Genomic DNA, 26,451 nt, shown 5'->3' on the forward strand with positions numbered 1-26,451 from the left:
AGATGGCCTAGAAGGATCTAGAAAACCCTCTAACCCTATGCAATCAATAGAAAATCTTAAATTTTTGACTCCAGAAGAAGCTAGAAAAATCGCAACAAATTACGGGACTCCGGTTTTTGTGTACTCTCGTACAGGAATCGAAAGAAGTTGCGACGACGCACTCGCATTCCCTAACGCCTTCGGCCTGACCGTACGCTTTGCAATGAAAGCGAATCCGGGGCGCACGATCCTGGAAATATTAAGGAAGAAGGGCATTCATATAGACGCATCTTCCGAACACGAAGTGCAACGTGCGATACTCGCAGGATTTAAACCTTCCGACATTCTACTCACGTCCCAACAATTAGCGAGATCCTTGAAAGATTTGGTTTCTCAAGGAGTCCAATTCAACGCGTGTTCTCTGTGGCAATTGGAAGAATTTGGAAAAAACTTTCCTGGGAAAGAAGTAAGCGTTCGTTTTAATCCTGGTTTAGGTTCCGGAGCAACGAAAAAAACGGATGTGGGGGGTAATACATCCTCCTTCGGTATCTGGCATGAAGAGATCGGAAAAGTAAAAGAGATCGTTTCTAAATACGGACTTAAACTGGTTCGAGTCCACACACATATAGGTTCCGGTTCCGATCCTGAAGTTTGGAAGGCTGTAGCACATTATACCTTAGAGATCGCGGCACAATTCCCCGATTGTAGAACAGTGAATCTGGGCGGAGGTTTCAAAGTTGGAAGAATGATCGGTGAAAAAACGACCGATCCTCAGGTCATCGGAAAACCCGTCAAAGAGCTCTTTGAAAATTATGCCAAAGAAAAAGGGATTCAGCTCAAAATGGAAATAGAACCCGGTTCTTTCTTAATGGTGAATAATGGAGCCATCCTCGCTCAGGTAGACGATATCGTCAACACAGGGGTGGGGGGTTTTACTTTCGTAAAACTGGATATGGGGATGGATGTGAACACAAGACCGGCGTTGTATGCCGCAAAACATCCGTTGGTAGTGATCCCCACGAAAGAAAAATCGGAACGTAAGACAGGCGACTTTGTATATGTAGGACACTGTTGCGAAAGTGGGGACTTGATCACACAAGAGGAAGGGGGCGGACCTCAACTTAGGACCACGGAAATTCCTGAGATCGGGGATTTGGTGGTGATGGAAGGAGCTGGAGCTTATTGTTCTTCCATGTCCGTAAAAAATTATAATTCTTATCCGGAAACCCCGGAGGTCCTGATCGATCTGGACGGATCTGTTAAACTCGTCCGCAAGAAACAAACCTTGGAACAAGTCCTACAGAATGAAGTCCTGGTTTCCCTCGGGTAATATTTACGTACTACTTCTTTCGGGAGGAACAGGCTCCCGGATGAAGTCCGATATTCCAAAACAATTTTTAGAATTAAACGGAAAATCCATCTTACTCCATAGCCTGGAAATCTTTCTGGATTGGGGAAAAACAAAAAGTATCGTTCTTGTATCTCATAAAGACTATATCTTAAGATCGGAGACACTTTGTTCTTCCTTGCTTAGAGAAAGAGATCGTATCGTAGAAGGCGGAGAAACCAGGCACGGATCCACGTTAGCCGGTCTTTCAAGTCTCCAATTCTCGGCAAATGATATCATCCTCATTCATGATGCAGCAAGACCGTTCGTTTCCGCAGATGATCTGGACCGATTGTCTAAAGTGACCGAAGAGTTCGGGGTTGCCACACTCGCTTCTAAAAATCACGAAACCGTTTTGGAAGAAGAAAAAGGCCGCTTTAAATTTTTAAACCGGGAGAAGATCTGGTTTATGAAAACTCCCCAAGGAATACGGGGAGATCTCCTAAAAAAGATCCTAGAAAAACCGTATGAAACAGAACCGACCGACCTATGCACTTGGGTACAAGGACAGGGCATCGGTTCCAAACTGGTGGAATCCAATCCGTACAATCTGAAAATCACGGAAAAGTTCGACTTAGCCTTAGCGGAGGCAATTTTGCCGTTATTCCAAAGTTGGAATATAGAGAAGGTCTAAACGGAGCCTATCCAGAAAGGTGGCCTACCAAATCTCCTTGACGTCACGTCTTCTGTTGAAAAACTGACTTTCGTAACCCGTCGCGAGTGTGGTGAAATTGGTAGACACGCCAGATTTAGGTTCTGGTGCAGTAATGTGTGGGGGTTCGAGTCCCTCCACTCGCAAAAACTTTCCTTTTAGAACAATCAAACATTCTATTAAGTATATTTCGAGGGACTCGAAGCTTTTGAGCGAAAGAGTTTGTAGCGACCCATAGGGAGCGTAAACAAACTCGTCCCGAGCCATGGATGGTGAAGGGCTCGAAAAAGACGCCGTGGAGCCGAGTTTTGCAGGAAGCAAAACTGCGAAACGGCGAGTCCCTCCACTCGCAAAACCTTCAATTAATTAATAATCCGGCAATCTGATAAAGAAATGTTAGGGACTCAGAGTTTACTGAACCACTAATCTTTTAGACTGCTCCGAAAGTTCTTCTAGGCTTGCTCTCATTCTGGTGGAGCCTTCCGAAATAATATTCGAAGATTGTTCGATGGAAGAAAGCGCCTGGACTACCTCTTTGGTCCCATTCTTCTGCTCGCTTGCGATCGATTCTATCTGCCTAGATAGATCGAATAATTCTCGGAAAGATTTCAGGAATGATTCGTGGATTCGTCCTTGGTTCTCCACTCTAGATCTCAATTGATTCAGGTTATCCACTATGGAAGTAAATCCAGCTTCTTGGACGGAAACTTTACGTTTTGTTTCCTCTGCAGCAGTGTTTCCGTTTGTGATCAACTTTGCAGCCTCACCTATAATTTTGGAAATTGTGGCCGCGTTTTCGGAAGCGCTGTCGGCAAGTTTTGCTACTTCTTGCGCTACTACTGCGAATCCTTTTCCATGTTCTCCGGCTCTTGCCGCCTCGATAGAAGCATTTAACGCAAGTAAGTTGGTCCTGTCGGCGATCTCCCTCATGATATCGTTTACGTCTTGGACCTTTTGGAAGGATTTACTTACTTCTCCGAAATTATTTCCTAAAACTTCCATGGCTCCGGATACGTCTTTGCTATAAACTTTGGATTCTTCCGTTGTTCTTGATAGTGAGTCGGTTGAAATACGGACTTCCTTTAAGATCGAGTTTAATGTATCACTCTCTTTGTTCAATTCTTCTATTTTGCCGAACTGTGCTTTTACGAATTCGGCTGCGCTGTCTGTGGAGGCTGCTAATTCTTCTAAGGAGGCACTGATCTGCTCCATACTAGAGACTTGGCTTTGGATCTCTGAATTCAAAGTATCCATTTCGTTTTTCATTTCGGATGTGTTTTTGTTTAAGACAGTAGCCTCGTCTTTAATTCTGTTTTTAGTTTTCTCCGCTTCTTCACTTTTAGCTTCCGCTTCCACTGTGGACTTTATCGCTACATCCGAGACGGAAACCAAAAATTTTACGACGGAAGTTAAGATGTGAATTCCTAAAACAAAAAATACGAATCTTATAATCTCGAAAAATACGGAGATCTCTGTGGACTTTTCCGTAGTGTATTTGAATTCCACTCCGTTTAACCATGCGAAATAATCCATGGAGAATGTTCCGATCAGAGCCAGATACCCTACCAATAAAGTGGTTTTGGGGGAAAGCAGAAGTCCGGAATAGATCATCACGAAAAAATACAACATGATGAAAAACGGCATCTTTAATGTTCCGACCATCGCTTCCGTATTGGCCGCGTAAACGGTTACGGTGATGAATATGAGTGAATACATTAAGATATCTAAGAATACACAAAGCGTTACGAAGGAACTTTTGAGCTTTCCCTTTTTGAGCAAAATGATCTGAGCTATCCCGTAGCCGAAAATCGTGAGTTCTATCAAAAAGTTTATGAATGTGCTGGTTTGGGAGCTGGATCCTTGAGAAAATAAAGCCAGAATGTTTACTAAAAGCATCACTATGGAGAATCCGATTCGGATCCGATTTATACTGATCGCTCCTTTTTCGGAAAAATTTGTAGTTTGTATGGAGTTTGCAGCCATTATTATTTGCCTTTTTCTAATTCTACGGAGTGATCCGAATATACGAATGGCCGAGGTGGTTCGGCCAATACTCTTCGACTTCTAAAAACGAAAAAACTACACAGTCTTGATCCGAATAGAAAAAATGGACCTTCGGATTGTTAGCTTATGTTTTTTTGTTCCGACTTCTAAGTAAAAAGAACGTAAAAGATAAACCGAAACAGGTAGTCAGTAAACCCAAAAGGTCTAGTCGGAAAGTTTGAAGAACCTGAATATCACCTTTTTGCGGAACGAAATTCCTTTGGGGACATTCGAACGATTTTCTTAAATTCCCTGTTAAACGTGTTTTTTGAATTAAAACCGCTTTCGAAAGCGATATCGATGATGTTTACTTCTTTTTGGGATTGTAGTAGTACGATTGCGTGAGCGACTCTGTATTCATTCACTAGTTGATTGAATCTTTTACCGTAGCGGACGTTCAAAATTTCTGAAAGTTGGTCAGGTCGTAGTTGGACGAAATCAGCAAAATCCTGCAACTGTAAACCTTGCTCAGTATATAATTTGTGGACAGTAAGAGCCTTTTCAATTCGATCTGCTGCATCTTGTCCTTCCGACTCCTTTAATCTGCTCTTTTTCCAAACTTTATACTTTTCAGCAGCTCGTTCATCCACACGTTCTCCTACTTTAAATTCTTCGAGAAATTTTATCCTAGAAGAAAGAGTAAAGAAAAAGAAAATGAATTCCCAAATATATCCTATGTAGACAGCATTTCGAGTAAAGGATGTGCTCGGGACTAGTCCCAAGGTGGCGAAAAGAAAAATATTTATAAGAAAAATAACACCCAACTGACCCGTCACGGAATACACTGCGGGAGAAAAACCTTCTTTATAAGCAATGATCCCGGAGCATAGGAGTGAAAATGAAAATATTAAAAAATTTATTCTAATAACATATTCTAAAAAAATAAAATTAATAATTCCTAATATTAAAAAAACTCCAATTATCACATATCCCGTCGAAGTAAGCCAGATGATCCGACTCCAAAATGGAGCAAGTGTAGGCAAGATCAGCAAACGTTGCCAAAAATATGCCACCGAACAAGCGCCAACGAATCCAAAAAGGAAAATGGCGCGATTTTCCCAAAATCCTCCTTCGGGATATAGATAAACACTACCATATCCTTCGCAAAGGGCTTGGTAGGATAGAGTGCTAATAAGGAAAAAACTATAATAAACAGGTAATAAAGATCTCCATCTGTAAGCCAAGAAAAGGTTTAAAAGTAACGATAGAAAACAACATACGGCGAATATCGGAAACATACTCCCAAGAAAATGATCTCTCCCTAAGAACATTTCCAAAGGTTCGGTAAAGATACGGACCGGTTTAACTGATTCCGAAGCTACTCTGATAAAAAGGGTATATTTTTCGCCGACTTTTAGGTTTGGGTAAATTCCAGGAAGACGATATTTCAAACTTCGGGCGGAATACGATCTTTTGTCTCCGGTTTTTTCGCTGATTATCAAAGCTCCCTTAGAATCGATGATCGTAAAGTCTATCTCATCAATCCAAGGATAATCCATTAAGAAAACCCAATCTTTAGAATTTGTCGTAAATTGGATCGAGAGCCATATAGTTTCGTCTTCCGGACCGAAAGATAATTGGTCTTTTCTACTCGGATGTAGGTTATTAATCGGTCCTTCTTTAATTTCCGAAAAGGTAAGGGAACCACTAGGATCGATTAATACTTTTGCGTATGGTGAGAGTTCTATTCTACCGAAATCGGGATTTAATTCTGCATAGTCGGAAAGTAACTCCGATTGTAAACGAGTTTGGCAGGATAGAATCCCCAAAAGCAAGAGTATCGAGGAAAAGAGAAATATTTTCCGCTTACCTAGCTTTGTTGCGGAATTCATTCAGAAATGATCAGTAGAAATACACCAATCTATCAAGTTTTTTTTTCCTGCTTTCAAAGGTCTCAATTCATGAGTCGGGACGAATCTTCGAGGAAGGAATGGTAATCTTCACGAATAAATTTATGAAAGAGAGATTTGAATGAAGAAAAGGAAAGGAATTTTACTTTTATTTGCCATATTCTATTTTGCTGCATGCGCCACTTCTCAATCTTGGGTTTATCGCCCGGAAGCGAAAAACTTTTCAGCCAATAAATTAACAAACGAATCTATCGCCGTTCTACCGTTTGATGACGCTAGACCGAATGAAAATGTTAATCGAGGCGGTTTCGCTTTTCTACCGCTCATGCCTTTCGGCTGGATAACTTATCAAATTCCAGATGGGCAACAGAATCATATTACATCAGGACTTTGGGTTAATTATAAACCGGTGGATGATTTTGGTAAAGCTTTAGCCTCAGAATTGGAAAATGCAGGGTTGTTCAAGGAAAGTAGCTTTGAGTCACGCAAAGGGAATTTCAGATATGTGATCCAAGGGTCGATCCTAAACACGGAGTTACACGCGAAAATTTTTTCCTACGGCCTTTCCATCTTTTACATATATCTTTGGATACTACCCGTTCCTTCCGTTTATATATCCAGTGAAATGCAAGTAGAACTGTCTTTATTAGATACTAAGACAAATAAGGCGGTATTCTCTAAAAAATATTCGGCCCCGACTGAATCTGGATTGGGTATTGGATTTTATCATTTTCCAAACGATTTTAAACATTCGGATATGTTGAAATATTGTTATAAAGAGTTTATTCAGGATTTACGCTCTCAGTTTCCAAACGGACTTAAATAACAATAATCCAATAGTCCTTCAAAAGAAGTAAAAAAGGTTTCTTATCCGTGAAAAGAGGTAATGAACTTTTTTTACTTCCGATGAAGTCTTTTTGCAAACTAAAGATCAAGACTCTACAGGTAACCTTTTGTCGTCCAGCCAACCTGCAACTAAAGCAAGAGCCAAATAACCTACCAACGCCTGGATAGAAAATTCAGGAATAGTCAGCGGAGTTGGAAAGTATGGAGTGGCAATCGCTAAGACCAAAAGTATTCCACCGAATATCTGCATTCCATATTTTCCACCGAAAGTAGTGCCCGGTTTCGTCGCTCTGAAATAAAGTATAAGACCGATTAATGTAAGAGTCACTTCAATCGTGATGGAAAGAATTTTATTATGCCAAAGACCGAAACCTATTTTAGGACCTGAATCGAATAAGATAGGCAAATCCTGAGTGTGCATAGGGAGATCCAAAAAGTAATGAGAAAGAACAGTCAGACCGATCAGCCCGGAAATCTTGTTCTTTAAAGAATCCGAATATGGTTTGGATCTTAAGAAGACGAATTTAAAGATCAGAAAACATAAAATAGACCAACCAATCCCTCCTACTAAACTGTGGGTGATCGGCATATAATAAAGATCGAAATTATTCATTTCCGTAAATCCCGGAACAAATCTGATACCCTCGATCCCGAACAAGATAAAGATCATAAACAAAATATCTACGAATTGAACTCCCACAAAACTTGCCCAAAGAGGAGTTTTGGGTTCCGCTTTTTTAAAAGCGAAAGAAACGCCGTAATGACCTATAAACATCAGTCTGCCTCAAGGCCGAAACTTCGGCCGGAGCAAAGGATCTAGGAAATCTGAAAAAAGGCAAGAGGGAATCTGAGTGAAGTTCGTTCGGAAAATTAAAATTGGATCGGTTCGTGTTTTTCGCCGTTGATCAGCTTTCCTAAGAGTCTATTCTCTCTATCTACGAACGATTCGATAAACGGCTGCAAGTCTTTGATCTTAGTGGATAGATTGTATCCGGCTTCCATAGTATCCACTAAAGAAGTAGCTCCTACCATGGATGCTGCAACTTTGATCGGAGCCATGATCAGTTTTACCATAGGAAGTTTGGAAAGGGAAAAGAAAAATTTCAGAGTTTCCCCCACCATCCCGATCTGGGCCCTTCGGTCATCGAATCTGCCTACGGCTCCCAAAGCGGCATAAAGATTTTCCTGAGGGATCTCTCCGTCCTCAATCAGGTTATTTTCGATCACTACCTTTGCAGTATCAAAATCCAAAGAATCGGTGAGTTTGTTCAGTAGAATAATCTGATGGATATTATCGGTCATTGCCTTGCCTGCGACCGTTTTTAATTTTTCGTACAAACTTTCCAATGCATGATCTCTTTCCTCCTTGTTGGTGGGGGCGTAGAGATTGTTTTCGAAAAAAGAGGGGATTCCATCGTATCCCTTAATCGATGTTAAAAGATCCGAATATGTGTGACGCAATCTTTCGATTGTGGATCTGACAACGGCAAGACGAACTGGTTCGAGTTCTTTCAGATCCATTTCTGTTAACAACGAACTTGGGGTTTCACGGTTCCTGGGTCAATTGAAAAAATATGGAAGATCGGCCGGAAGAATATCTAAAAAAAAAGATTATTCCTTAGAGACCAAAGCGTTTTCTTTCAAGTTGCCTGGAAGTTTTTTCATGGACCTTTCCGCGTCTTCTTTGGACGGAAAATTTCCCATCCGGACCGTAAAATAACCGTTTTTGGTTTTTTTTACGTAAGACTTTCCACCTAAAGACGACCTGAGTTCATCCGCCTTCTCTTTAGTTTTGAAAGCCGCGACTTGAACGAAAAAATCATTATCAGACTTGTGGACCGCCGCCTTACGAGGGGAGGTGTGAATTAATTTTTTGGATTCCTTTTCTTTCCGAACTAATCTTTTTTCAGGATGAGAAGAAGACGGAGCTTCCACTTCTATCTTGGAAGGTTCTTCTTTTTTTGCGGGAGAAACTTCGGATCTTAGATCCACAACTTCCGCACCGGGAGGAAGATTTCTGAATTTAACTTCTTCTTCCCTTTTGACGGTAGAAGATTCATCCATCGCTTGGTTTACAGTGGAAGAAGACAAGGATTGTACGTCTCTGTTGGAGTTGAGGGCCAGGTCGTCTTGAACTTGGCCTCTCTTTCTACCGACGGAAACTCCTAAAAAGAAGAATGAAAAAAGAAGTCCCACTAAAAACAGGGAAAGCAGAGTGATCCTTTTATTGTCCAGATTGATGACGTAGAAAATTTTTTCCTTCATTTCATTCTTCCTTTTAATTCAACGTACAAATGTTCGCATTCTTTACGAAGGTCTTGTAAATCCCCTGTGTTCTTAATGGAATAGTCGGCCTTCTTTGCTTTTTCCTGAAGAGAAAGCTGGCTTTTTGCTCTGGCTTCCGCTTCTTCTCTGCTGATCCCGTCCCTTTTTACGGTCCTTTCCAAGGAAACTTCCGGATCCGAGATCACACAAACGGTTGCATCACAAAGAGTATAAGAGTCCGTTTCGAAGAGTAGTGGGACCTCCCACAGGACCAGGCTACCTTCTTCTAATCCGCCTAATACTTCTAAAAACTCCTTACGTATCCTGGGATGGGTCAAAGAGTTTAGGATCTTCAGCTTTTCGGGGTTTCCGAATACCAACTTAGCGATCCTTTTTCGATCTACCTTACCGGACTCATCCAAAATTTCCTGTCCTAAGGAATCTATTAATTCCTTCGAAATAGGGCTTTCCGGATCCGTATATTTACGGGCGATCTCGTCGGCGCTGATCCTGACTCCACCCAACTCTTCCAAGATTTTTGTTGCAGTGGATTTACCACCACCGATCATCCCGGTGATCCCGACAAGAAAAGCTCCGTCAGTTCTAAGAGAGGACCGAGTCATTGGGAAAGATTATACGGAAAGGCCTTTTAGTACAAGCTTTTTAAGACTTACTCATGGAAGTAAAATACCCCAAACAAAAACCTAGAATAAATCTCTTTCCAAAAGATCTAGACTTGATAGAGCAGTAGAATCATGAAATACTTAGAAACTTCTCAGATTATCCCTTCTAAGGGGATGTCCTATACGATGTATGAAATTGAAGGGGAGGATCAGATTTTACGGATGCTTACTTATATACCGGACACGGATGAGATCCATGTGTATCCCAAACCGCCGGTAAAAAAATTATATAAGCCCGAACTTTGCAAACAAGTGGAAGATCTGGTATTTACCGAATTATGGAAACTGGGAGAGGAAAGAAAGAAGGGATAATCGGGTTTTGGCTCCGGGCAGAATCGAACTGCCGACACAAGGATTTTCAGTCCTCTGCTCTACCGACTGAGCTACAGAGCCGAACCCAAAACCAAAATACTGAGTCGGGTCTATACGTCAATGGAAAATCCTGATTTAGGCTTCGTCTCCAAATTTGACGATGCAGGGACCGTTCTTGCAAGAGAGAGAATGGTTCGAACACAAATTTCGGATAGAGGGATCAAAGACCCAAATCTACTTTCCGCATTTCTAAAAGTTCCCAGACATATCTTCCTTCCCGAAAAATATAGAGAACATTCTTATGAAGACAAGGCAGTTCCGATCGGGGAAGAGCAAACGATTTCACAGCCATACATAGTAGCTTACATCGCGGATCAACTTAGGGTAAAAGCAGGAGATACAATTTTAGAAATCGGCACAGGTTCCGGATACTTAGCCGCTATTTTGGATCAGTTAGGAGCAAAACTTCTTTCTTTGGAAATTGTACCTGCACTCTATGAAAGGACCGTAAAAGTTTTAGAAAGTTGGTCTACAGGATTTACGAAAAGGAATCGAATCCTGTTTGGAGACGCGTTACTCTTTACACAGTCTAAAGAAAAATTCTCCAAATTTGTATCCTCCGCATGTTTTCCAAAAATCCCTGGACCCGGAAGTTTCCTTTTCGAATCTCTCTCGGAAGAAGGGATTGCAGTGCTTCCGGTAGAATGGAAAGAAGATATTCAGTTACTTCTAACATTAAGAAAAAGACAAAATCGATTCGAAGAAACGAATCGATTGTCTGTGAAATTCGTACCTCTTCTTGGGAGAACGGACCTAGCCTAGATCTCGTGTTTATAACCGAATCTATACTGGTTTCCACCGAGAACTTGTGGATACGCGACACTCGGGGCTAAGCCGACAATTCCTCCTTCCGATCTAGGGTGGGCGATTCCATACTGAAAGGAAAATAACGTTTCCATTTCCATATAGATATGACCCTTATCGGCTATTCTGGCTTGGGCTTCAATGAGCCAGTTGGGAGCAATTCCGGAGACGTTAAATTTTGTATTTTCCCAATTGGCAGAAGGATCCGTTCCGTTCGAAACCAGGCCTAAAACTGTAGGATCATCAATATTTGCTGCGGTTAAGAGTTCATGTACATCGTTCAAACGATTATGGCCCGCTAAACTCCAACCACCTTTGAAGTAATGGATCCCGGCGCCTAGATATATAGCTGCATCTTCCGAAACTGAGATTTTAATACCGATATTTAACGGGATTTGGATCGCATTATAATCCCAGGTCATATGGTAAAATGACTGACCTGCAAATTTTCCTTCCGTATCTCCCCCCATAATCTTGCGAGTATAATGGGCGTTTGCTCTCCAGAAAAAGACCTTCCCGAAATCTTGTTCATATCCAATGGACAATGTGAGACCGGTCATAGCGCCGCTTGTTTTGGCACTGATCAGACCGTTGGAGGAATGTTGCAATGTAAGCAAACGATTTTCCGGGATGACGGCTAGACGGGGAAGAACTCCGTTCGTGTTTCCCGTGCTATCGGTAGTTGCATAATTACTAGAAGAATCCAATCCATCCGTAGAGATCGTACTCCCTAGGCTTCCTAGATCGAACTGTAATCCGGCGCTACCCATTACGTAAGTTTTTGCTTCTAAAAAGACTCCCGGAAGAAGGAGGAGAAGAAACGTAACAAGCATTCTTTTGGCGGTTTGTATCATTATAATGTCTCCATTAACTATTTGTAATTAATCACATTGGAATAAATTGCTTAGAAACGCTGCGAGTATTTTTTGGATCAGACTTTATTTATATTTATCATTCGATAAAGAGGAAGAAAAGACTGGATCTCTTTAGTAGCGAGGGACTTATATTTTACTTATTAATTTTTGTTAATTCGCACGGAGACGAATGGGCGAAGCCCTAAAAGGGTGAATGGGAATAAAAAAGGCCCTCCGAAACGGAGAGCCTTTGCATAATCCAAACAAAAATCTTAGAATTAGATTTCGTGTTTGTATCCGAATCTGTATTGGTTTCCACCAAGAACTTGAGGATAAGCAACGGAAGGTGCTAAACCTTCCATACCACCTTGTGATCTTGGGTAAGCAACTCCATATTTGAAGGAAAACAGTGTCTCCACTTCCATATAAACGTGGCCTTTATCGGAAATTCTAGATTGAGCTCCGAGTAACCAGTTTGGGGCAATTCCGGAAACCTGGAAGGTTGTCTTTTCCCAGTTTGCAACAGGATCTGTTCCGTCAGCCACTAGTCCTAAGATGGTAGTGTTTGTAACACCTGCTCCAACAAGAGCTGTATGAACGTCGTTCAAACGGTTACTTCCTGCGAGGCTCCATCCACCATTGAAATAGTGAACCCCTGCTCCGATATAGAAAGCAGTGTCTTCTGTAACGGAAAGTTTGATTCCTACGTTTACAGGAACTTGAAGTGCATGGTAGTCCCAAGTAGTATCGTAAAAAGTTTGTCCTGCAAATTTAGCAGTAGTCTCTCCACCCATAACTTTACGAGTGTAGTGTGCATTTGCTCTCCAGAAGAAAGCTTTTCCAAAATCCTGCTCATATCCTAAGGAAAGAACAAGACCGGTCATTGCACCGTTAGTTTTTGCGCTGATCAATCCGTTTGTGGTATGTTGCAAACTTAGCAAACGATTTTCAGCAATAATCACTTTTCGAGGAAGAACTCCGCTCTGAGTCCCGGTTGAATCGGTAGTTGCATAGCTTCCAGATGCATCCAAACCGTCAGTTGCAATTGTATCGCCCAATGATCCCAGGTCAAATTGGAGACCGAGGCCCCCAGTGATGTAAGTCTTTGCGCTTAAGCCGAATGAAGAACAAAGTACGGCGAAAACTAGCAAAGCTTTCGTGATGTTACGAACCATTTAAATAGCTCCTTAAACTTTTCGTATAGTAGAGTGGTTTTCACTTAGGCCATTTATGTCTATAGTGGGGCCTAAGCATTGGACAGGACAATATCGACGCGGACTTGGGTGTCAAACAGATATTCTGGATAAAATAAAAAAGTCCGTTATAAACGATTTTATTTTGAACATTTGTTGTAAAAAATAATCTTATGCTTCCTCTTTTGCATGGATCTTTACGTTTGTTCGCCTATTTTGATTTTTAACACTTTGAGAAAAATCAGTGAATTTTTCCTCGCGAATTCCGGAGGGAAGTTTCGGAAAAACTCCTTGCAAGACTAGAATTTAGGAATCCAATGGAGAGAACCGTTGGGGGTGGGACCAAGAGTCTCTGAGAGAGTCCCCGGAACCTGATCAGGATAATGCCTGCGAAGGGAAACGGAAAAAAACGAACATCCGAGATCTATATCCGCGAAAGATTATAAATTTCGCATGGACTTCTTTCCGGATCCTTTTTCTTTTCCTCACTTTCAGATTCCGGAATTTTCCCCAACATGGGAGAAACTTTATGGAATCCAACCAAACTATACCTCCATTCGAGATGCCTCGAAAAGAGATACGCTTAACCGACGGAACCGTTTATAACGCTTACACTACAGAAGGTCCTTGGAAAGACGGATGGAATCCTTCCGATTGGAAGGTAGGGATCCCTAAACTTAGGGAAGAATGGATCCGTAAAAGAACATCGGGTCCTTCTATCGTTCAAAATCATTCCCAAATGTATTTCGCAAAACAAGGAATGATAACCGAAGAGATGCAATACGTTGCCTTACGTGAGGGGATGGATCCTGAATTTGTGAGAAGTGAGATCGCCAGGGGAAGAGCAATCATTCCTTCCAATAGGAACCATCCTGAATTAGAGCCGATGATCATCGGCAAAAACTTCCTGGTAAAAATAAACGCGAATATCGGTAATTCAGCTCTTTCTTCTTCCATTGAAGAAGAAGTGGAGAAACTCCGCTGGTCCATCAAATGGGGGGCCGATACTGTGATGGATCTTTCCACCGGAAAAAATATCCATGAAACCAGGGAATGGATCATACGCAATTCTCCTGTTCCGATCGGAACAGTACCGATCTACCAAGCTTTGGAAAAAGTAAAAGGTAAGGCGGAGAATTTAAGTCTTTCCGTATTTTTGGAAACTTTGGAAGAGCAGGCGGAACAAGGAGTGGATTATTTCACCATCCATTCGGGAGTCCTTCTGCGATACATTCCGATGACTTCCAAAAGGGTGACCGGCATCGTTTCCCGAGGCGGTTCTATTATCGCAAAATGGTGTTTGGCCCATCATCAGGAAAATTTCCTCTACACAGGTTTCGAAGAGATTTGTAAGGTAATGAAAAAATACGGAGTGTCCTTTTCTTTGGGTGACGGTTTACGTCCAGGAAGTATCGCCGATGCAAATGACGAGGCACAATTTTCCGAATTAAGGACTTTAGGAGAACTAACTCAGATTGCTTGGAAAGAAGATATCCAAGTAATGATAGAAGGTCCAGGTCATGTCCCTATGGATAAGATCAAGGAGAATGTAGACTTGCAGATGGAAATTTGTAAAGAAGCTCCATTTTATACATTAGGACCTCTAGTAACCGATATAGCGCCCGGTTACGATCATATCACTTCTGCGATCGGTGCTGCAATGATCGGATGGCACGGTACTGCAATGTTATGTTATGTGACTCCAAAAGAACATTTGGGACTTCCGGATAAAGAAGATGTAAAACAAGGAGTGATCGCTTATAAGATTGCTGCTCATGCGGCCGATCTTGCCAAAGGACATCCTGGTGCCAAAGAAAGGGATAACCTATTGAGTAAGGCCAGATTCGAATTCAGATGGGAAGACCAATTTGCTCTCTCTTTGGATCCGGATACTGCACAGTCCTTTCATGACGAAACACTTCCACAAGACAGAATGAAAACCGCACATTTTTGTTCCATGTGCGGGCCTCATTTCTGTTCCATGCATTTGACTCAGGAGCTGAGAAAATATGCGGAAGAGAAAGGGATCTCGGATGAGAAGGCAATGGAAGAGGGATTTAAAGAAAAATCGGAAGAATTTTTAAAGAAAGGCGGATCCGTCTACGTCTCCTCCGAGTAGCTTGACCTTTCCAAATAAATTTGGAATTCTGGATCGGCTGGACGGACCCGTATGAAAAAAAACCTCGTTCAAAAATTTTTAGTCCGCTCTCTGGACTTCAAGAGCGGAAAGGCTCTATTTTTCTTATTCATTTTATTGATTGCACCGGCGGCTTTTGCGCAAGGCGGCAACGGTCTTGCTCCCGTTCCGGGGGAACTGGAGCAGGCTGAAAGAAGAAGTTCCAGAAAATTTTTCATAGGAGGTTTTACGGCAAACGGTCTGAGTTGGTTCGGTTCAGGATTCCATTTTTCTTCCAAGTTGGCTGCTTCTCTCCAATGGCAGGAACAAAGGGTAATCCAAAGATTTGATTTGGATGTGAACGGTGTACAATCCGATCTATCCGGAGTATTCACCCTTACCAATTCTGAAAAGATCCAAAGACAATTATCCCTCCAGCTAGAATGGTTTCCTTTTTCGGGCTCTTATTATTTTGCCGCGGGTGGAGGACTGGAAACATACTCGGAAAAACAACGGAAAACGGAGACCTATGTTCCTAGCGGGAATTATAGGGACTATGCTTGGAACATTTCCCAACAAAAACTTTTTGTTTCTGCAGGGGCAGGCTTTAGATATATTTTCACTTCCGGATTTTTTATACATGTAGGGGGAAATATACTACTCTATCCGGAGAGAACTACCCATGAACAAAGAGGAGCTTACGGCACGAATACCGATTGGGATTATCGACAATTACAAAAAGATTGGCAAGAACCGGAAAAGGAGGCAAGAAGCCATCAGAATCCGTACGGCGCTCAATTGCAGGTCCTATTCGGAATAGCGATCTAAAATTTGGTCGTAAGCCTGTGCGGCCTTAGGGTAATATATAATTAAATTTTAATGTATGCCGGAGGACCCTAATCCTTTTTTTTATGGCCTGAAGTAGTTTTAAAAGTTTCGATCAATTTAGAACATTCCCAAGTAGAAACATCATAACCTATTGTGTGGAACCAATTTTGTAAAAAATTTGGATCTTCTTTTTGTATACACAGTATAAATTGAGGATGGTTTACTGTTTCCGTATGAACGAAGTCTAAAAAAGTTCTCAACCTTATTCCTTCCGATCTCAGGAAGATGTTCTCAGCATTTAAATCTGCAAGAAAAATATTGGAAGAAGTGCGGAATCTGTATTCCGATTTTGTAATCTTTTGATTGTAAGGATTCGTTTAACAGCGCGTATAACGCAGGGTTTTTAGGATTTTGCTCTTCATATTAAGAGACATAATCTAATAATCGATTTATTTTTCCTAAAAAGAACTGTCTTCCTCGGGGAAAAGTTATCAAATTCTAAAATGCTAAAATGGAATATTTTTTCCGGAAAGAACTTATAAAAAACCTTAAATATCACAAAAATTTCCCAGATGGAAGTAAATAAATGGTAAAAAAAAGAAAATTCTTCAAAATGTGACCATGCAAAGGCTTGATTTCGGTCTTTCGGATAACCCCGGAGAGGCGGAAGAATTCTGCAAGTTGCTGAATCGTTCCGCTTTAAGTATTTGTTATGGATTGCCAATTTCTCTCAGGACTGAAGCGGTCTTATTCCTATATAAATACTCCCAAAACAGCATAACGGGAGGTTTTAATTTTTTACGGAAATATTATAGTCCCAGTTATTCTATCCTATATTGGATCAACGAATCAGCACATGGGTTACCTTGGGAAAATCCATGGCTTACGTTACTTCTTGAGTCTCATTCTTCCGCGTTACTGCTTCATTCGTTAGACGATCATCTGACGGACGGGTCCTTAAAAGCGAATCATATCATCCTTCAGCTTCGGACGGAGGCATGGACTAGATATGCTCAATCCACTAAATTATTCGGGAGAGAAGTGCATGACGGTGTTCTGATCATTGACGAATTTATCGATCGATATTTTAAATCGATCGTAGACATCGGAATTTCCGAAAGTTTAGAGGCTCATCTCTCTAGATTTCGTTCTCAAATGGGGATTTGGTCCTTGCAGCCGTATTTGCTTTCCAGATCTTTTTTTTCCAAGGACCAAGCGGAACTTGTGCGTAAAATGTACGAGTTCTTCGGTGTGGCTTGGAGGCTTTTGGATGATTATCAGGATCTGAATGAAGATCTGGAAAATGAGGATATTTCTTCTATGATCTATTTCCTTCCGGAAGAAAAAAGACCGGACTGGAAAAGGAATAAAAAGGGAGAAATATTAGGTCTTTTAGAAGAGATTCGATTAGAAAGACAAATTGCCGATCTGATTAATTCGTATTTGAACGAAGCGGCAAAACTCGCAGAAGACCTTCACTTGCCTAAATATGCAAATTCTTTACTCTCTTTAAAACTTACGGAACCTAGTCGTGCAATAAATTAGCCTAAATATTCTACGACTAGTAAGGCCATGTCGTCTTGGTGTTGGAATTCTCCTTGGAAAGCCTGAACTCCATGTATAACCGAATCGCAAAGTTCTTCGGGAGGTCTAAAAGAATTTTTCCTTAGCAGGTCGGACAAACGGTCTTCTCCGAAAAATTCCCCTTCTGTATTTCTGGAATCCGGAATGCCATCCGTATACAATACCACTTTGTCCCCCGGTAATAAATCCACCGATTCCGTTTGGTAAGTTGTTGGGATCGCCTCGTAGATCGCTACTCCTTTGGGTCTGTAAAATTCAACAATTCCGTCTTTTCTTAAAACAAGGCATTCCGGATGCCCTGCATTCGCGATCAATGTTTTACCCGATCTCAGATCTACGGTTACTAAGGTGGCGGTAATAAAATGACCGTCCAACTTTCCTTCGAATTGATTACGGATATGTAATAGAAGGGATGATGGGTCCTGAAGCAGAATAGACCAATCGCCCAAAGTCATTTTTAACATGGACGCCAAAAGTGCCGCGGAAACTCCATGGCCGGTTACGTCTCCGATGAACATTCCCAAGGAACTTGTGGAAGGATCGTAAATCACATCCAATAAATCGCCTCCAATCTCCATCATCGGTTTGTATCTATAAGAGATCTTGGCATTCGGAATAACCGGCAGTTCCCTTGGAAGTAGGGCATTTTGGATCTTTCCTGCGATTGAGAGGTCTTTCGCTAAAATCCTTCCTTTTTGAACAAGCTCCGCCTTTTGGAGTTCGATAATTTTTGTCCTTTCTTCTACCTTACTTTCCAAGGATTCGTTTAGGGATTTCAGTTTACCTTCCGATTTCTCCAAGGCCCTAAAAACTTCCGCGTATCTTTTGGCAAGGGCTAAACTGAAGAGTAATGTAAGGACCAAAAAACTTTCGTTCACCCAAGGTTGAGCCGGACCGAAACCTGCGAAACTCATCACAGTGTAGAAAGAGGATACCGCAACAAGTATAAGACCCGTGACCACCCAGCGAAAGGATAGAATGCTACTCCTTCTGTATTTGAAAAAAATATACAGAGTATTCATATAAAAGAATACTAATATGAATAGAAATATTTGGAAGGCTACCTTACCGAAATACTTGTGGCCTCCTGTGAGTCCGTATTCTAAAGAAGGCCAGATGGTCAGTAGAATAAAAAGAAATTGTAATATTCTACCGGGAAGGTTTCTGGGAGCTTGGAAGATCCCTATCGTAAATTCGTAAAATAAGATAGGAAGAAATGCACCCAAAGAATATCCGAAGATGACCCAGGTCCAGGGGGAATCCACAATGTATTGAAACCAACCTTCATAAGCGGGATACCAGATCGCCAATGAAAGATTTAAAAGAGAAAAAGAGAGATTAAATTTGTCTTGGGGTCTTCTGATATAAATGAACGCAAAAAAGAAGAAAGAGAAAAATTCCAAGGAGCTGAATAATAATACTCTGAGGGCTTTGACCAGATAAACCGTTTGTACCTCTGAAAAACTACCCACTACCGGATTTTCCATCATGTTCCTTGGCCCGTTAAAAGGAAACAATTGTAATGCTAAGGTGACTTCTTCATTTTGGAAAGGAATGACTACGATCCTGGGTTTGGAGGAATCTTCCGATTCGCCCGGCACGATTATCTGTCCTTTTCCTTCCGATATTACTCCTAGATAACAGCCCGATGGACAAAAAGGTATATAAGCGGAAAGTAATATATCCAGATCGTTTTTGCTTCTTTTTACGGAATGAAAGAATATGAACGAGGAATCTTTTCGTTTCGGATCGTAGTTAGAAATATTGGAAGGTGCGGCTAAAAAAGATCCATCCAGGTCCCGGGTCTCGGATATGTTGCCTTGGCCGGAAGGATTTTCTGAATCTTGTCCCGGTAGAACCGGGAAATGTCCGTGGAAAAAATTTCCCGGAGATACTTCGGAAAAAGCCCAGTTAGAAATTATATAAGGACTTTTATCCTGCTCCCAAATGGTAAATGGGATCCCCATTCCCACGATTGGAGAAGGCTCTGTCGGTCCGCATTGTCCCAGTAGGAGGACCAACAAGAGAGAAACGATCGGTTTCTTTGTATTTTTTGTTTTCATTTCGCATAACCATTTTTGGCTTCTTACGTATTTGTTTATAAAAGTGTTGTCCGTTGTATAGCTTTTTAACCTGCGTCTTTTGCGCAACGAAACCCGAAATGATGGTATTCAGGATAGTTTTGAGGGAAGTGAGCTCTTCTTTTGGAACCTCTTGCGTAACTTGCGGGCCACCACCAGGACCCTCCTTTTAAGGTTTTTTTATTATAACCGGGACAGTTATCTTCTCCCTCACAAGGGCCTTTCGGATCTTTTCCACTGCAGGCTTCCCCGCATACTTTGTAATTTTCGGAATACCAGTCATGGACCCATTCCCAGGAATTTCCGGCCATATCAAATAGTCCGTACACTCCTGCGGGCCTACTTCCGACAGGTGCAGTCGGCATTAAATTCGGAGGATTGATCTTTTTGTATACACAACCTTTTCGTTCGTCTTCTTCAATGACGGCTAACTTACAGTTCGCAGGTTTGTTTCCCCATGGAAATAGATTTCCTTTGGGACCTCTCGCTGCCTTCTCCCATTCCGCTTCCGTCGGAAGTCTTTTGCCTACCCACTCGCAATATTCTTTCGCCGTATACCAGCTCACTCCTAACACAGGTTGTTTGGGCTTAAGATATAGATCACCGTAAGCAGGACCTATATAATCGCAGTTGCCGTTATAAAGACAATCCTTGCAGGAACCTTCTTCTATACATTTGCTGAAATCCTCATTTGTAACTTCATAGAGATCTATATAGAAGTCGCTGAGATAAATTTTTTGTTCAGGAGCCTCGTCGGGATCGTGGGTATTACTTCCCCGAATAAAATAACCTTCCGGAATACATTGCATTCCTTTGATCTTTTTTCCGTAGCAGGGTTTACTCGGGTCCGGAGAGCCGAGTACATGAGGAGCGATCAGAAAAATTAAGGATAAAAATAGAATGATAAAATGGATCGGACGAAAGGAGAGCGAGTTCATCAAACTGGGAAGAGTCCTTTCCCAAGAGGATTCGCCCCGGCGCATTCTTATGCAAGAGAAAAATTGACCGAGAAAAAAGGACCTATTTTCCGAAAATTATTAGAGAATAAAAAGAGGGACGCTGCAAGAGGAAAAATCTATATTTCCTTGCTCCGTCGAATTATTTCCCTCGGAGTCTGTCACAGTGTAAATATAATACCCGGATCCGTCCGAGAAGGAGATGGAACCGGTACCTGTCAGATCTCCGCTCAATGTAAAGGATACTTGTCCTGATCTAGGAAGACAATCTACATATTTCCATTTCACAGGTTCCACTACGGAAACCGTTAACGTGAAATTTTTCTCCACATGAACTACTTGTAGGGTACCCGCACTCCAGAGACGGTACCAAGATAAAGGATTAGAGTCGCTTCTATCCGCACCGTACTGCAAGGAGCTTAAGGAAGAAACCTGATGGGAAAAGAGCAAATCCCCTCCGGAGTATCCTTCTCTTAGAACGGAAACATCTTGGGAATAAGAAGAAATTCCGGGAGAAGCGCCTGTGAGAATATTATTCCAAGTTAAAGAATATGCCTGATTGGTAGTTGGGCTTCCGGCAGCGTAAGAAAGAGGGGCGCCGGTTCCGGTCACTTTTACGGAAATATTTTGGAAAGAATTGTGGATCGTACGATTCACTCCAATTTTCAAATTTGAACCGTCTTGTACGAAAGGAGAAGAAGATGAAAGGTTCGTCCAGATATTTTCAGTCAGACCATCAATTACCCAATTGCTGAATGGTAAAAATCTACAATTCCCGAATTCTTTAGAGGCTAAGAAAGAAGTAGAAGGATCGTTCCCATCCAGAATGTAATCCAAGAAGTCATACGCGTTTGTTTCGGTTGAGAATACTTGGCGGGAATAATTTCCTCCTCCCCAACAGTTGAACGAAAAATTATAAGCTTCTAATTCTCCGAAGTTCGGTCCTTTGTTCCAAATCCTATGACCTAATGAACTGATCCTTTCCGGCCAACCGATACGATTTCCGCGAATCGCAACCGAAGTACCTTCTCCACTTAAACCTTCCATAGAACCCGATACGGGATCCATAGCGGAGGTTAAAGCCTCGGCAATTTGGTCTCTATTTGTGAGTAACGATAACGCGATCAAATCGTTCGTTTTGGAATTTTTGTCATTCTGTGAACAGTAAAATAGGAAAAATATAGAAATCAGGGCGGATAGAAATACTCGTAAACGTGGGAGAAAACGATTTGGAAACATAAAATATACTCTGAGAAAACGGGTAAAAAACCAAGTTCCCTCTTATATTTAACCTATACGACAATGTGTTTTTGCGTAAAACAAGATTTCTTTCCCGCAAATCCCGGTTTTTGAGCAAAAAAACCGATGGAAAGAATAGTTTGCTTGCTCGTCTCTAAACAAGGCGAAATATAACGGATTTCAATCAGAAACGTTTAAAGGGTACCTAAAAAATGAAAAAATCACTCGGTTTGTTTGTCGTTTTGGCGGCGTTTTTAGTCGGTGAGTCTGTAATCGCCGAACCTCTTCCGGTTATTGGAAGATGGAAGACCGTAGACGATATTGACGGGTCGGAAAAGTCTGTAGTGGAAATTTTCGAAGAAAACGGGAAAATTTTCGGTAAGATTGTCAGCTTAAAAGATCCTCTTAACAAAGCCGGTAAGCCTCATGTTTGTAAAAAATGCGAGGGAGAAGATAAAGATAAACCAGTGATCGGTTTAGTTTTCCTGAAAGGATTAACAAAAGGCGAGGATGAATATGTGGGTGGAACCATCATGGATCCTGAGTCAGGCAGGGTGTATCGATGCAAAATCGAGGCAATAGAGAATGGAGCTAAGCTGAAAGTCAGGGGTTTTATCGGGATTTCTCTGTTAGGTAGAACCCAAATCTGGCTGAAAAAGTAGATTTAAGACGCCTTAACTTGCAAAACATAGCGGATTTTCTTTGGGTCGCGTTTGTCTTTTTATAACACGTGTTTTGAAAAAATAAAAAATACTTCTCACACGATGCGGTCCTTTTAAAGTTTTCCCGCTTACAAAGAAGTCGGCCTCCAAATGCAGGCCGATTCAAATTTCAGATAAATAAGGAGACGCTAATGTACACAATTAGAGTCCTAATAGGTGCGATTGCGATATTTAGTACAGTACTGTCGGTGGGATGTGCAACCACTAGAACGGCTGCTTGGGATAATCAATACTCAGCTAGGGAGATCAAACCAACCAAGATCCCCGCTGACTTGGAAAAACTGTGGAAGAGCAGACACGTAAAGGAAGATTTACAAAAGTTCATCGAGAAAACTGAAGCTTGGGCTTCCGAAAATCCGAGCAACTACGAATCCAAAGTCCTTTTATGTAGAGCTTACTATCTTTTGGCTGACGGTCATCTTTACGTTGAAATGAACGATGAGAATGAAGCATCGATCAAAAAGCAGCAAAACGAATATTTTGATAAAGGTATCAAGTGGTGTGAGCGCGGTTTGGCCCATAACCAAGCATTTTACGAAAAAGTAATAAAGGGTGGAGCAAAGTTCGAGGATTCGTTGGACACTATCACTTTGGCGGACATAGATGCGTTGTATTGGCGTTATGCTAATCTTGCTAAATGGTCCAGGCTGGAAGGTTTGATGACATTGTTGGAAAACAAATCCAAACTTACCAAGACCATGTTACGAGTAGAACAACTGAATAAAACCTACTTTTACGGAGCTGTCCTTCGATATAAAGCCGGCGCGGAGGCGTTAAGCCCGACCGGAAATAAAAAATTGGCGGATCAATACTTCGAAGAATGTATTAAGGTCGCTCCCGATTATTTCGGTACTCGGGTTCTATACGCCGATTTCCGTTTGAGAGGGAACGAGGAAGCTGCCATTAAACAGCTGAACTATGTGATCAAAGGAAACGCGAAAGCGATCCCGGATGTGGAATCCGAAAACATCATCGAACAATTAAAAGCTAAAAAGCTGATTAAAGAGTTCGAATAGAATATCAACCCAAACAAAAGCCCGAATGTTTTTGAATTCGGCCCGCGGTCCTCGATCTTATCGGGGACCGTCAAGTTAGGAGAAAATTTAGGAAATTAAAATGAACCAGTTATTAACCCCTATTCTAATTGCGGTGACATTTCTATCTGCCGTCGTCGGCTCCGTTTCTGCGGACCCCGTTACGGTGAAGGTTGCTTCCGTAGCTCCGAGCGGAACTCCTTGGATGGACACTATGGTGAGCATCAAGAAAAAGATCGAAGCGGACTCCGGCGGTCAGGTAAAAGTAAAATTATATCCTGGCGGACAGTTAGGAGGAGAGAATGAAATTCTCGCAGGTGTACGTAAGGGAAGGATACAGGTGGCAGGAATTACCGCCGGAGCTCTTGCGAATACTGTTCCTGAACTTAACGTATTGGAATTACCTTATCTATTCGATAGCCTAGCGGAAGCGGATTTTATTTTGGACAATTTTCTATACGAACCTGTCAAGGAGATCCTAGCCAAGAAAGGATTTATACTCGTAAGTTGGGCGGAAAATGGATACAGGAATATCGGATCGAAGACCAAACCGATCAGAGTGCCGGAAGATCTGAAAGGTGTAAAAATCAGATCTCAGGAATCCAAAGTACATTTGGAGTTTTGGAAGAAGGTAGGAGCCTCTGCTGTTCCGATCGCTGTTCCGGAAGTTCTTCCCGCCTTACAAACCGGCGTGGTGGATTCCTTCGATAATACTCCTTTATTCACTCTTGCTGCAGAATGGCAGACTACTATTAAATACTTCACCTATACTCAGCATATTTACCAGCCGGGAATGGTCGTAATTTCTAAAAGTTTCTTCGATACATTAAGTCCTGACATACAAAAGATCCTCATGGGAGAAGGGAATGGGATCGCAAAAGAATCCAGAGCGGGAGTGAGAGCATTGGATTCTAAACTTCTTAATACCTTGAAAAAAACAGGTGTGGAAGTTTACACCCCAAGCGCTTCCGAGCTACAACAATGGAAAAACTCCGCTGCAGGTTTGGATAAATTGTTGGTTGGAAAGTTGGGGGGAGAATCTAAAAGGATCTACGATTTGATCTTAAAAGGTAAACAGGCCTATAAATCGGGGAAAAAATAAGAATGATTTACGTACTGGGAAAGATTCTTACCTTTTTGAAATATTTCGAAAAGGTATTGGCTGGGCTTTGTTTCGGAGGCCTTACAATTTTAATGGGACTCGATGTGGGAGGAAGGGAGATCTTCAATTCCGGGATCGAATGGGCCCAAAAAGCTGCAATTCTTCTTATGATCTGGGGGGGATTTCTTGGAGCTGCTCTTACTTCCGGAGAAGGAGGACATCTTCGTCCTGAGATTGCCGATAAACTTTGGCCGAAGTCAGCGCATAATTTTCAAAAGGGTTTAGAACATTTTTTGATCGCAATGTTCTGTTTGTTTTTTCTGTATCTGTCTTACGTTCACGTTTCCGAGGCTAAAAATTTCGGAGATATCCATCCGGTTATCGAACTTCTACCTCTTTGGGTGGTAAAAACGATTTTTCCGTATACTTTTATGGCGATGGCATTTCGCCATTTGATTTACTCGTTTATCCCAAGTCTAAGACCTGCATCTAAGAACGAGGCAACTGATGCGTTAGCTGAAATTCAAAACGGAGGTAAGGCTTAATGGTAGGCGTCGGACTTCTTGCATTAATCGTTGTTCTTATCCTTCTCGGTCAGCCTTTGTTCGTTATAATGGGATTGGTGACTTCTTATTGTATCTATTTCCTCGGAGAAGGAAGTTTTATAGGTATAGTAGAGGATATGTATTATGCCGCGGATAAAGAGGTATTGCTTGCGATCCCACTTTTCATACTCGCGGGAAATTTGATGACCCATGGTTCGATCGCTCGTCGATTGATCGACTTGAGTAAGGCTTTGACAGCTCCGATCCCTGCCGGACTTGCAATTGCGGGAGTATTTGCCTGCGGTATTTTTGCCGCGATCTCGGGTTCTTCTCCTGTTACATTGATAGCGATCGGAGGAATTGTTTATCCTGCTCTCGTTAAGGCCGGGTATTCCAAAAGTTTCAGTATGGGGCTATTATCCTCCGGCGGGACCTTAGGGATCATTATTCCTCCTAGTATTCCTATGATCATTTACGCGATCATGGTTGGAGTTTCCGTTACTGATCTATTCTTAGCAGGAGTAGGGCCTGGATTACTTTTGATGCTACTATTGGTCTTTTACTCTTTAGCTAGAGGATGGAAAACTCCCACTTCCAAATGGGATGCAAAGGAGATCGGTCGTACATTAAAGGCGGGAATTTTTGCGTTATTCATGCCTGTAGTAATCCTGGGAGGTATTTACTCAGGATTGTTTACTGCGACGGAATCGGCGGCAATTGCGGTATTATACGCTATTATAGTCGAAGCTTTCATCTATAGAGAAATGTCCTGGTCGACATTACCTTCTTCTTTGGTGGAAAGTGCGCAAATGTTGGGTTCTTTATTTTTGATCCTGTTATTCGCAGTCGCCTTGAATAAGTTTATGACCCTCGAACAGATCCCTCAGGCGATGGTCGAGACGATGTCCGGAATGATTTCCGATCCTGTAACATTCCTGATCGGGGTGAATATTCTACTTCTGATCGTAGGATGTTTTATGGATGTGATGAGCGCTATTTTGGTCTTAGCACCTTTATTAGCCCCAATGGCGATAACGTATGGAATCCATCCGATCCATTTCGGGATTATTATGATCGTGAATTTGGAGATAGGTTATTTAACTCCTCCTGTCGGTATCAACTTGTTTGTAGCCTCCGGGATTTTTAAAGAACCTTTGGGTAACGTTATTAAAGCGGTGTTGCCGACCTTGCTGATTTTTTTAGTGGGTCTTGCTATCGTCACTTTTGTACCGGAAATTTCCTTGTATCTTTTAGGAGATGCAGCAAATGAATTACCGACTGGACCTTCTAGATTTACACCTTAAGTTTCAGTTTCG

25 protein-coding genes, 2 tRNA genes and 1 riboswitch are annotated in these 26,451 nt (G+C 41.8%); of the genes, 14 read left to right on the forward strand and 13 right to left on the reverse strand.

Annotated features, from left to right (window positions below):
* The first annotated feature begins 37 nt into the window (after positions 1–37).
* The 3 genes from LEP1GSC192_RS16360 to LEP1GSC192_RS16370 all read left to right on the forward strand — a co-directional run bounded on the left by LEP1GSC192_RS16360 (position 38) and on the right by LEP1GSC192_RS16370 (position 2,164).
* The gene (locus LEP1GSC192_RS16360; RefSeq protein ID WP_020771181.1) at positions 38–1,309 is read left to right on the forward strand and encodes a diaminopimelate decarboxylase; all 1,272 of its coding nucleotides are present in this window, start codon (positions 38–40) and stop codon (positions 1,307–1,309) included.
* Positions 1,284–2,000 (forward strand): IspD/TarI family cytidylyltransferase, encoded by a 717-nt coding sequence (locus LEP1GSC192_RS16365; RefSeq protein ID WP_020771498.1) that lies wholly within the window; start codon positions 1,284–1,286, stop codon positions 1,998–2,000. The genes LEP1GSC192_RS16360 and LEP1GSC192_RS16365 overlap by 26 nt, the downstream gene beginning before the upstream one ends.
* 82 nt (positions 2,001–2,082) lie before the next feature.
* A tRNA-Leu gene (locus LEP1GSC192_RS16370) sits at positions 2,083–2,164 on the forward strand.
* A gap of 265 nt (positions 2,165–2,429) precedes the next feature.
* Here LEP1GSC192_RS16370 and LEP1GSC192_RS16375 read toward each other — a convergent pair.
* The gene (locus LEP1GSC192_RS16375) at positions 2,430–4,001 is read right to left on the reverse strand and encodes a methyl-accepting chemotaxis protein (RefSeq protein ID WP_020771414.1); all 1,572 of its coding nucleotides are present in this window, start codon (positions 3,999–4,001) and stop codon (positions 2,430–2,432) included.
* 254 nt (positions 4,002–4,255) lie between these two features.
* Positions 4,256–5,830: a 7TM-DISM domain-containing protein gene (locus tag LEP1GSC192_RS16380; RefSeq protein ID WP_198289334.1), complete on the reverse strand. Its 1,575-nt coding sequence runs from the start codon at positions 5,828–5,830 to the stop codon at positions 4,256–4,258.
* Between the two features lie 202 nt (positions 5,831–6,032).
* Here LEP1GSC192_RS16380 and LEP1GSC192_RS16385 point away from each other — a divergent pair, with 202 nt between their 5' ends.
* Positions 6,033–6,737, forward strand: coding sequence for a hypothetical protein (locus LEP1GSC192_RS16385; RefSeq protein ID WP_020771248.1), 705 nt, complete (start codon positions 6,033–6,035; stop codon positions 6,735–6,737).
* 105 nt (positions 6,738–6,842) lie between these two features.
* Here the strand turns inward: LEP1GSC192_RS16385 and LEP1GSC192_RS16390 are convergent, their stop codons facing one another.
* The 4 genes from LEP1GSC192_RS16390 to coaE all read right to left on the reverse strand — a co-directional run bounded on the left by LEP1GSC192_RS16390 (position 6,843) and on the right by coaE (position 9,645).
* A complete protein-coding gene (locus tag LEP1GSC192_RS16390; RefSeq protein ID WP_020771145.1) occupies positions 6,843–7,532 on the reverse strand; it encodes a hypothetical protein in 690 nt (229 codons plus the stop codon).
* 95 nt (positions 7,533–7,627) lie between these two features.
* Positions 7,628–8,278: a hypothetical protein gene (locus LEP1GSC192_RS16395; RefSeq protein WP_020771127.1), complete on the reverse strand. Its 651-nt coding sequence runs from the start codon at positions 8,276–8,278 to the stop codon at positions 7,628–7,630.
* Between the two features lie 90 nt (positions 8,279–8,368).
* Positions 8,369–9,022, reverse strand: coding sequence for an SPOR domain-containing protein (locus LEP1GSC192_RS16400; RefSeq protein WP_020771217.1), 654 nt, complete (start codon positions 9,020–9,022; stop codon positions 8,369–8,371).
* A complete protein-coding gene (gene coaE, locus LEP1GSC192_RS16405; protein WP_036090729.1) occupies positions 9,019–9,645 on the reverse strand; it encodes a dephospho-CoA kinase in 627 nt (208 codons plus the stop codon). Before coaE ends, LEP1GSC192_RS16400 begins: the two co-directional genes overlap by 4 nt.
* 132 nt (positions 9,646–9,777) lie before the next feature.
* Between coaE and LEP1GSC192_RS16410 the strand changes: the two genes are divergently transcribed.
* Positions 9,778–10,017: a hypothetical protein gene (locus LEP1GSC192_RS16410; RefSeq protein ID WP_036090732.1), complete on the forward strand. Its 240-nt coding sequence runs from the start codon at positions 9,778–9,780 to the stop codon at positions 10,015–10,017.
* Between the two features lie 8 nt (positions 10,018–10,025).
* Here the strand turns inward: LEP1GSC192_RS16410 and LEP1GSC192_RS16415 are convergent.
* Positions 10,026–10,098: transfer RNA gene (locus LEP1GSC192_RS16415), tRNA-Phe, on the reverse strand.
* 39 nt (positions 10,099–10,137) lie between these two features.
* On the opposite strand from LEP1GSC192_RS16415, the gene LEP1GSC192_RS16420 reads away from it, so the two are divergent.
* Positions 10,138–10,839 (forward strand): protein-L-isoaspartate O-methyltransferase, encoded by a 702-nt coding sequence (locus LEP1GSC192_RS16420; protein WP_020771170.1) that lies wholly within the window; start codon positions 10,138–10,140, stop codon positions 10,837–10,839.
* Here the strand turns inward: LEP1GSC192_RS16420 and LEP1GSC192_RS16425 are convergent.
* Positions 10,836–11,735 carry a porin OmpL1 gene (locus tag LEP1GSC192_RS16425; protein ID WP_020771131.1) on the reverse strand — a complete coding sequence of 300 codons (900 nt, stop codon included), beginning with the start codon at positions 11,733–11,735 and terminating at the stop codon, positions 10,836–10,838. The genes LEP1GSC192_RS16420 and LEP1GSC192_RS16425 overlap by 4 nt on opposite strands.
* Before the next feature lie 278 nt (positions 11,736–12,013).
* Positions 12,014–12,910 carry a porin OmpL1 gene (locus LEP1GSC192_RS16430; protein ID WP_036090735.1) on the reverse strand — a complete coding sequence of 299 codons (897 nt, stop codon included), beginning with the start codon at positions 12,908–12,910 and terminating at the stop codon, positions 12,014–12,016.
* A 340-nt stretch (positions 12,911–13,250) separates the two neighbouring features.
* A riboswitch (TPP riboswitch) is annotated at positions 13,251–13,343 on the forward strand.
* A 114-nt stretch (positions 13,344–13,457) separates the two neighbouring features.
* Here LEP1GSC192_RS16430 and thiC point away from each other — a divergent pair.
* Together thiC and LEP1GSC192_RS16440 are read left to right on the forward strand one after the other, a co-directional pair.
* Positions 13,458–15,047, forward strand: a complete 1,590-nt coding sequence (thiC, locus tag LEP1GSC192_RS16435; protein WP_020771346.1) for a phosphomethylpyrimidine synthase ThiC — start codon at positions 13,458–13,460, stop codon at positions 15,045–15,047.
* Positions 15,048–15,098: 51 nt separating this feature from the next.
* A complete protein-coding gene (locus LEP1GSC192_RS16440) occupies positions 15,099–15,872 on the forward strand; it encodes a hypothetical protein (protein WP_020771260.1) in 774 nt (257 codons plus the stop codon).
* A gap of 68 nt (positions 15,873–15,940) precedes the next feature.
* Here LEP1GSC192_RS16440 and LEP1GSC192_RS16445 read toward each other — a convergent pair whose 3' ends face one another.
* Complete coding sequence (locus LEP1GSC192_RS16445; protein WP_020771146.1) at positions 15,941–16,132, reverse strand: hypothetical protein; 192 nt, start codon at positions 16,130–16,132, stop codon at positions 15,941–15,943.
* Between the two features lie 361 nt (positions 16,133–16,493).
* Here LEP1GSC192_RS16445 and LEP1GSC192_RS16450 point away from each other — a divergent pair, with 361 nt between their 5' ends.
* Positions 16,494–17,417: a hypothetical protein gene (locus LEP1GSC192_RS16450; RefSeq protein ID WP_020771342.1), complete on the forward strand. Its 924-nt coding sequence runs from the start codon at positions 16,494–16,496 to the stop codon at positions 17,415–17,417.
* On the opposite strand, the gene LEP1GSC192_RS16455 is transcribed toward LEP1GSC192_RS16450, so the two are convergent.
* The 3 genes from LEP1GSC192_RS16455 to LEP1GSC192_RS16465 form a co-directional block, all read right to left on the reverse strand.
* On the reverse strand, positions 17,414–19,519 hold the full coding sequence (locus LEP1GSC192_RS16455) for a PP2C family protein-serine/threonine phosphatase (protein WP_020771431.1): 2,106 nt from the start codon (positions 19,517–19,519) through the stop codon (positions 17,414–17,416). The genes LEP1GSC192_RS16450 and LEP1GSC192_RS16455 overlap by 4 nt on opposite strands.
* Before the next feature lie 65 nt (positions 19,520–19,584).
* Positions 19,585–20,475: an SUMF1/EgtB/PvdO family nonheme iron enzyme gene (locus LEP1GSC192_RS16460; RefSeq protein WP_020771295.1), complete on the reverse strand. Its 891-nt coding sequence runs from the start codon at positions 20,473–20,475 to the stop codon at positions 19,585–19,587.
* A 99-nt stretch (positions 20,476–20,574) separates the two neighbouring features.
* Positions 20,575–21,561: a hypothetical protein gene (locus LEP1GSC192_RS16465; RefSeq protein WP_232421076.1), complete on the reverse strand. Its 987-nt coding sequence runs from the start codon at positions 21,559–21,561 to the stop codon at positions 20,575–20,577.
* Between the two features lie 383 nt (positions 21,562–21,944).
* On the opposite strand from LEP1GSC192_RS16465, the gene LEP1GSC192_RS16470 reads away from it, so the two are divergent.
* The 5 genes from LEP1GSC192_RS16470 (at position 21,945) to LEP1GSC192_RS16490 (ending at position 26,439) form a co-directional block, all read left to right on the forward strand.
* Positions 21,945–22,394, forward strand: coding sequence for a DUF2147 domain-containing protein (locus LEP1GSC192_RS16470; RefSeq protein ID WP_020771332.1), 450 nt, complete (start codon positions 21,945–21,947; stop codon positions 22,392–22,394).
* Between the two features lie 191 nt (positions 22,395–22,585).
* The gene (locus LEP1GSC192_RS16475; RefSeq protein WP_020771437.1) at positions 22,586–23,470 is read left to right on the forward strand and encodes a TRAP transporter TatT component family protein; all 885 of its coding nucleotides are present in this window, start codon (positions 22,586–22,588) and stop codon (positions 23,468–23,470) included.
* Between the two features lie 100 nt (positions 23,471–23,570).
* Positions 23,571–24,590, forward strand: coding sequence for a TRAP transporter substrate-binding protein (locus LEP1GSC192_RS16480; protein WP_020771180.1), 1,020 nt, complete (start codon positions 23,571–23,573; stop codon positions 24,588–24,590).
* 2 nt (positions 24,591–24,592) lie between these two features.
* Positions 24,593–25,135, forward strand: coding sequence for a TRAP transporter small permease (locus LEP1GSC192_RS16485; RefSeq protein WP_020771263.1), 543 nt, complete (start codon positions 24,593–24,595; stop codon positions 25,133–25,135).
* The gene (locus LEP1GSC192_RS16490) at positions 25,135–26,439 is read left to right on the forward strand and encodes a TRAP transporter large permease (protein WP_020771323.1); all 1,305 of its coding nucleotides are present in this window, start codon (positions 25,135–25,137) and stop codon (positions 26,437–26,439) included. The genes LEP1GSC192_RS16485 and LEP1GSC192_RS16490 overlap by 1 nt, the downstream gene beginning before the upstream one ends.
* Positions 26,440–26,451: the final 12 nt, after the last annotated feature.

This window comes from Leptospira sp. B5-022 (assembly GCF_000347035.1).
Classification (GTDB): Bacteria; Spirochaetota; Leptospiria; order Leptospirales; family Leptospiraceae; genus Leptospira_B; species Leptospira_B cinconiae.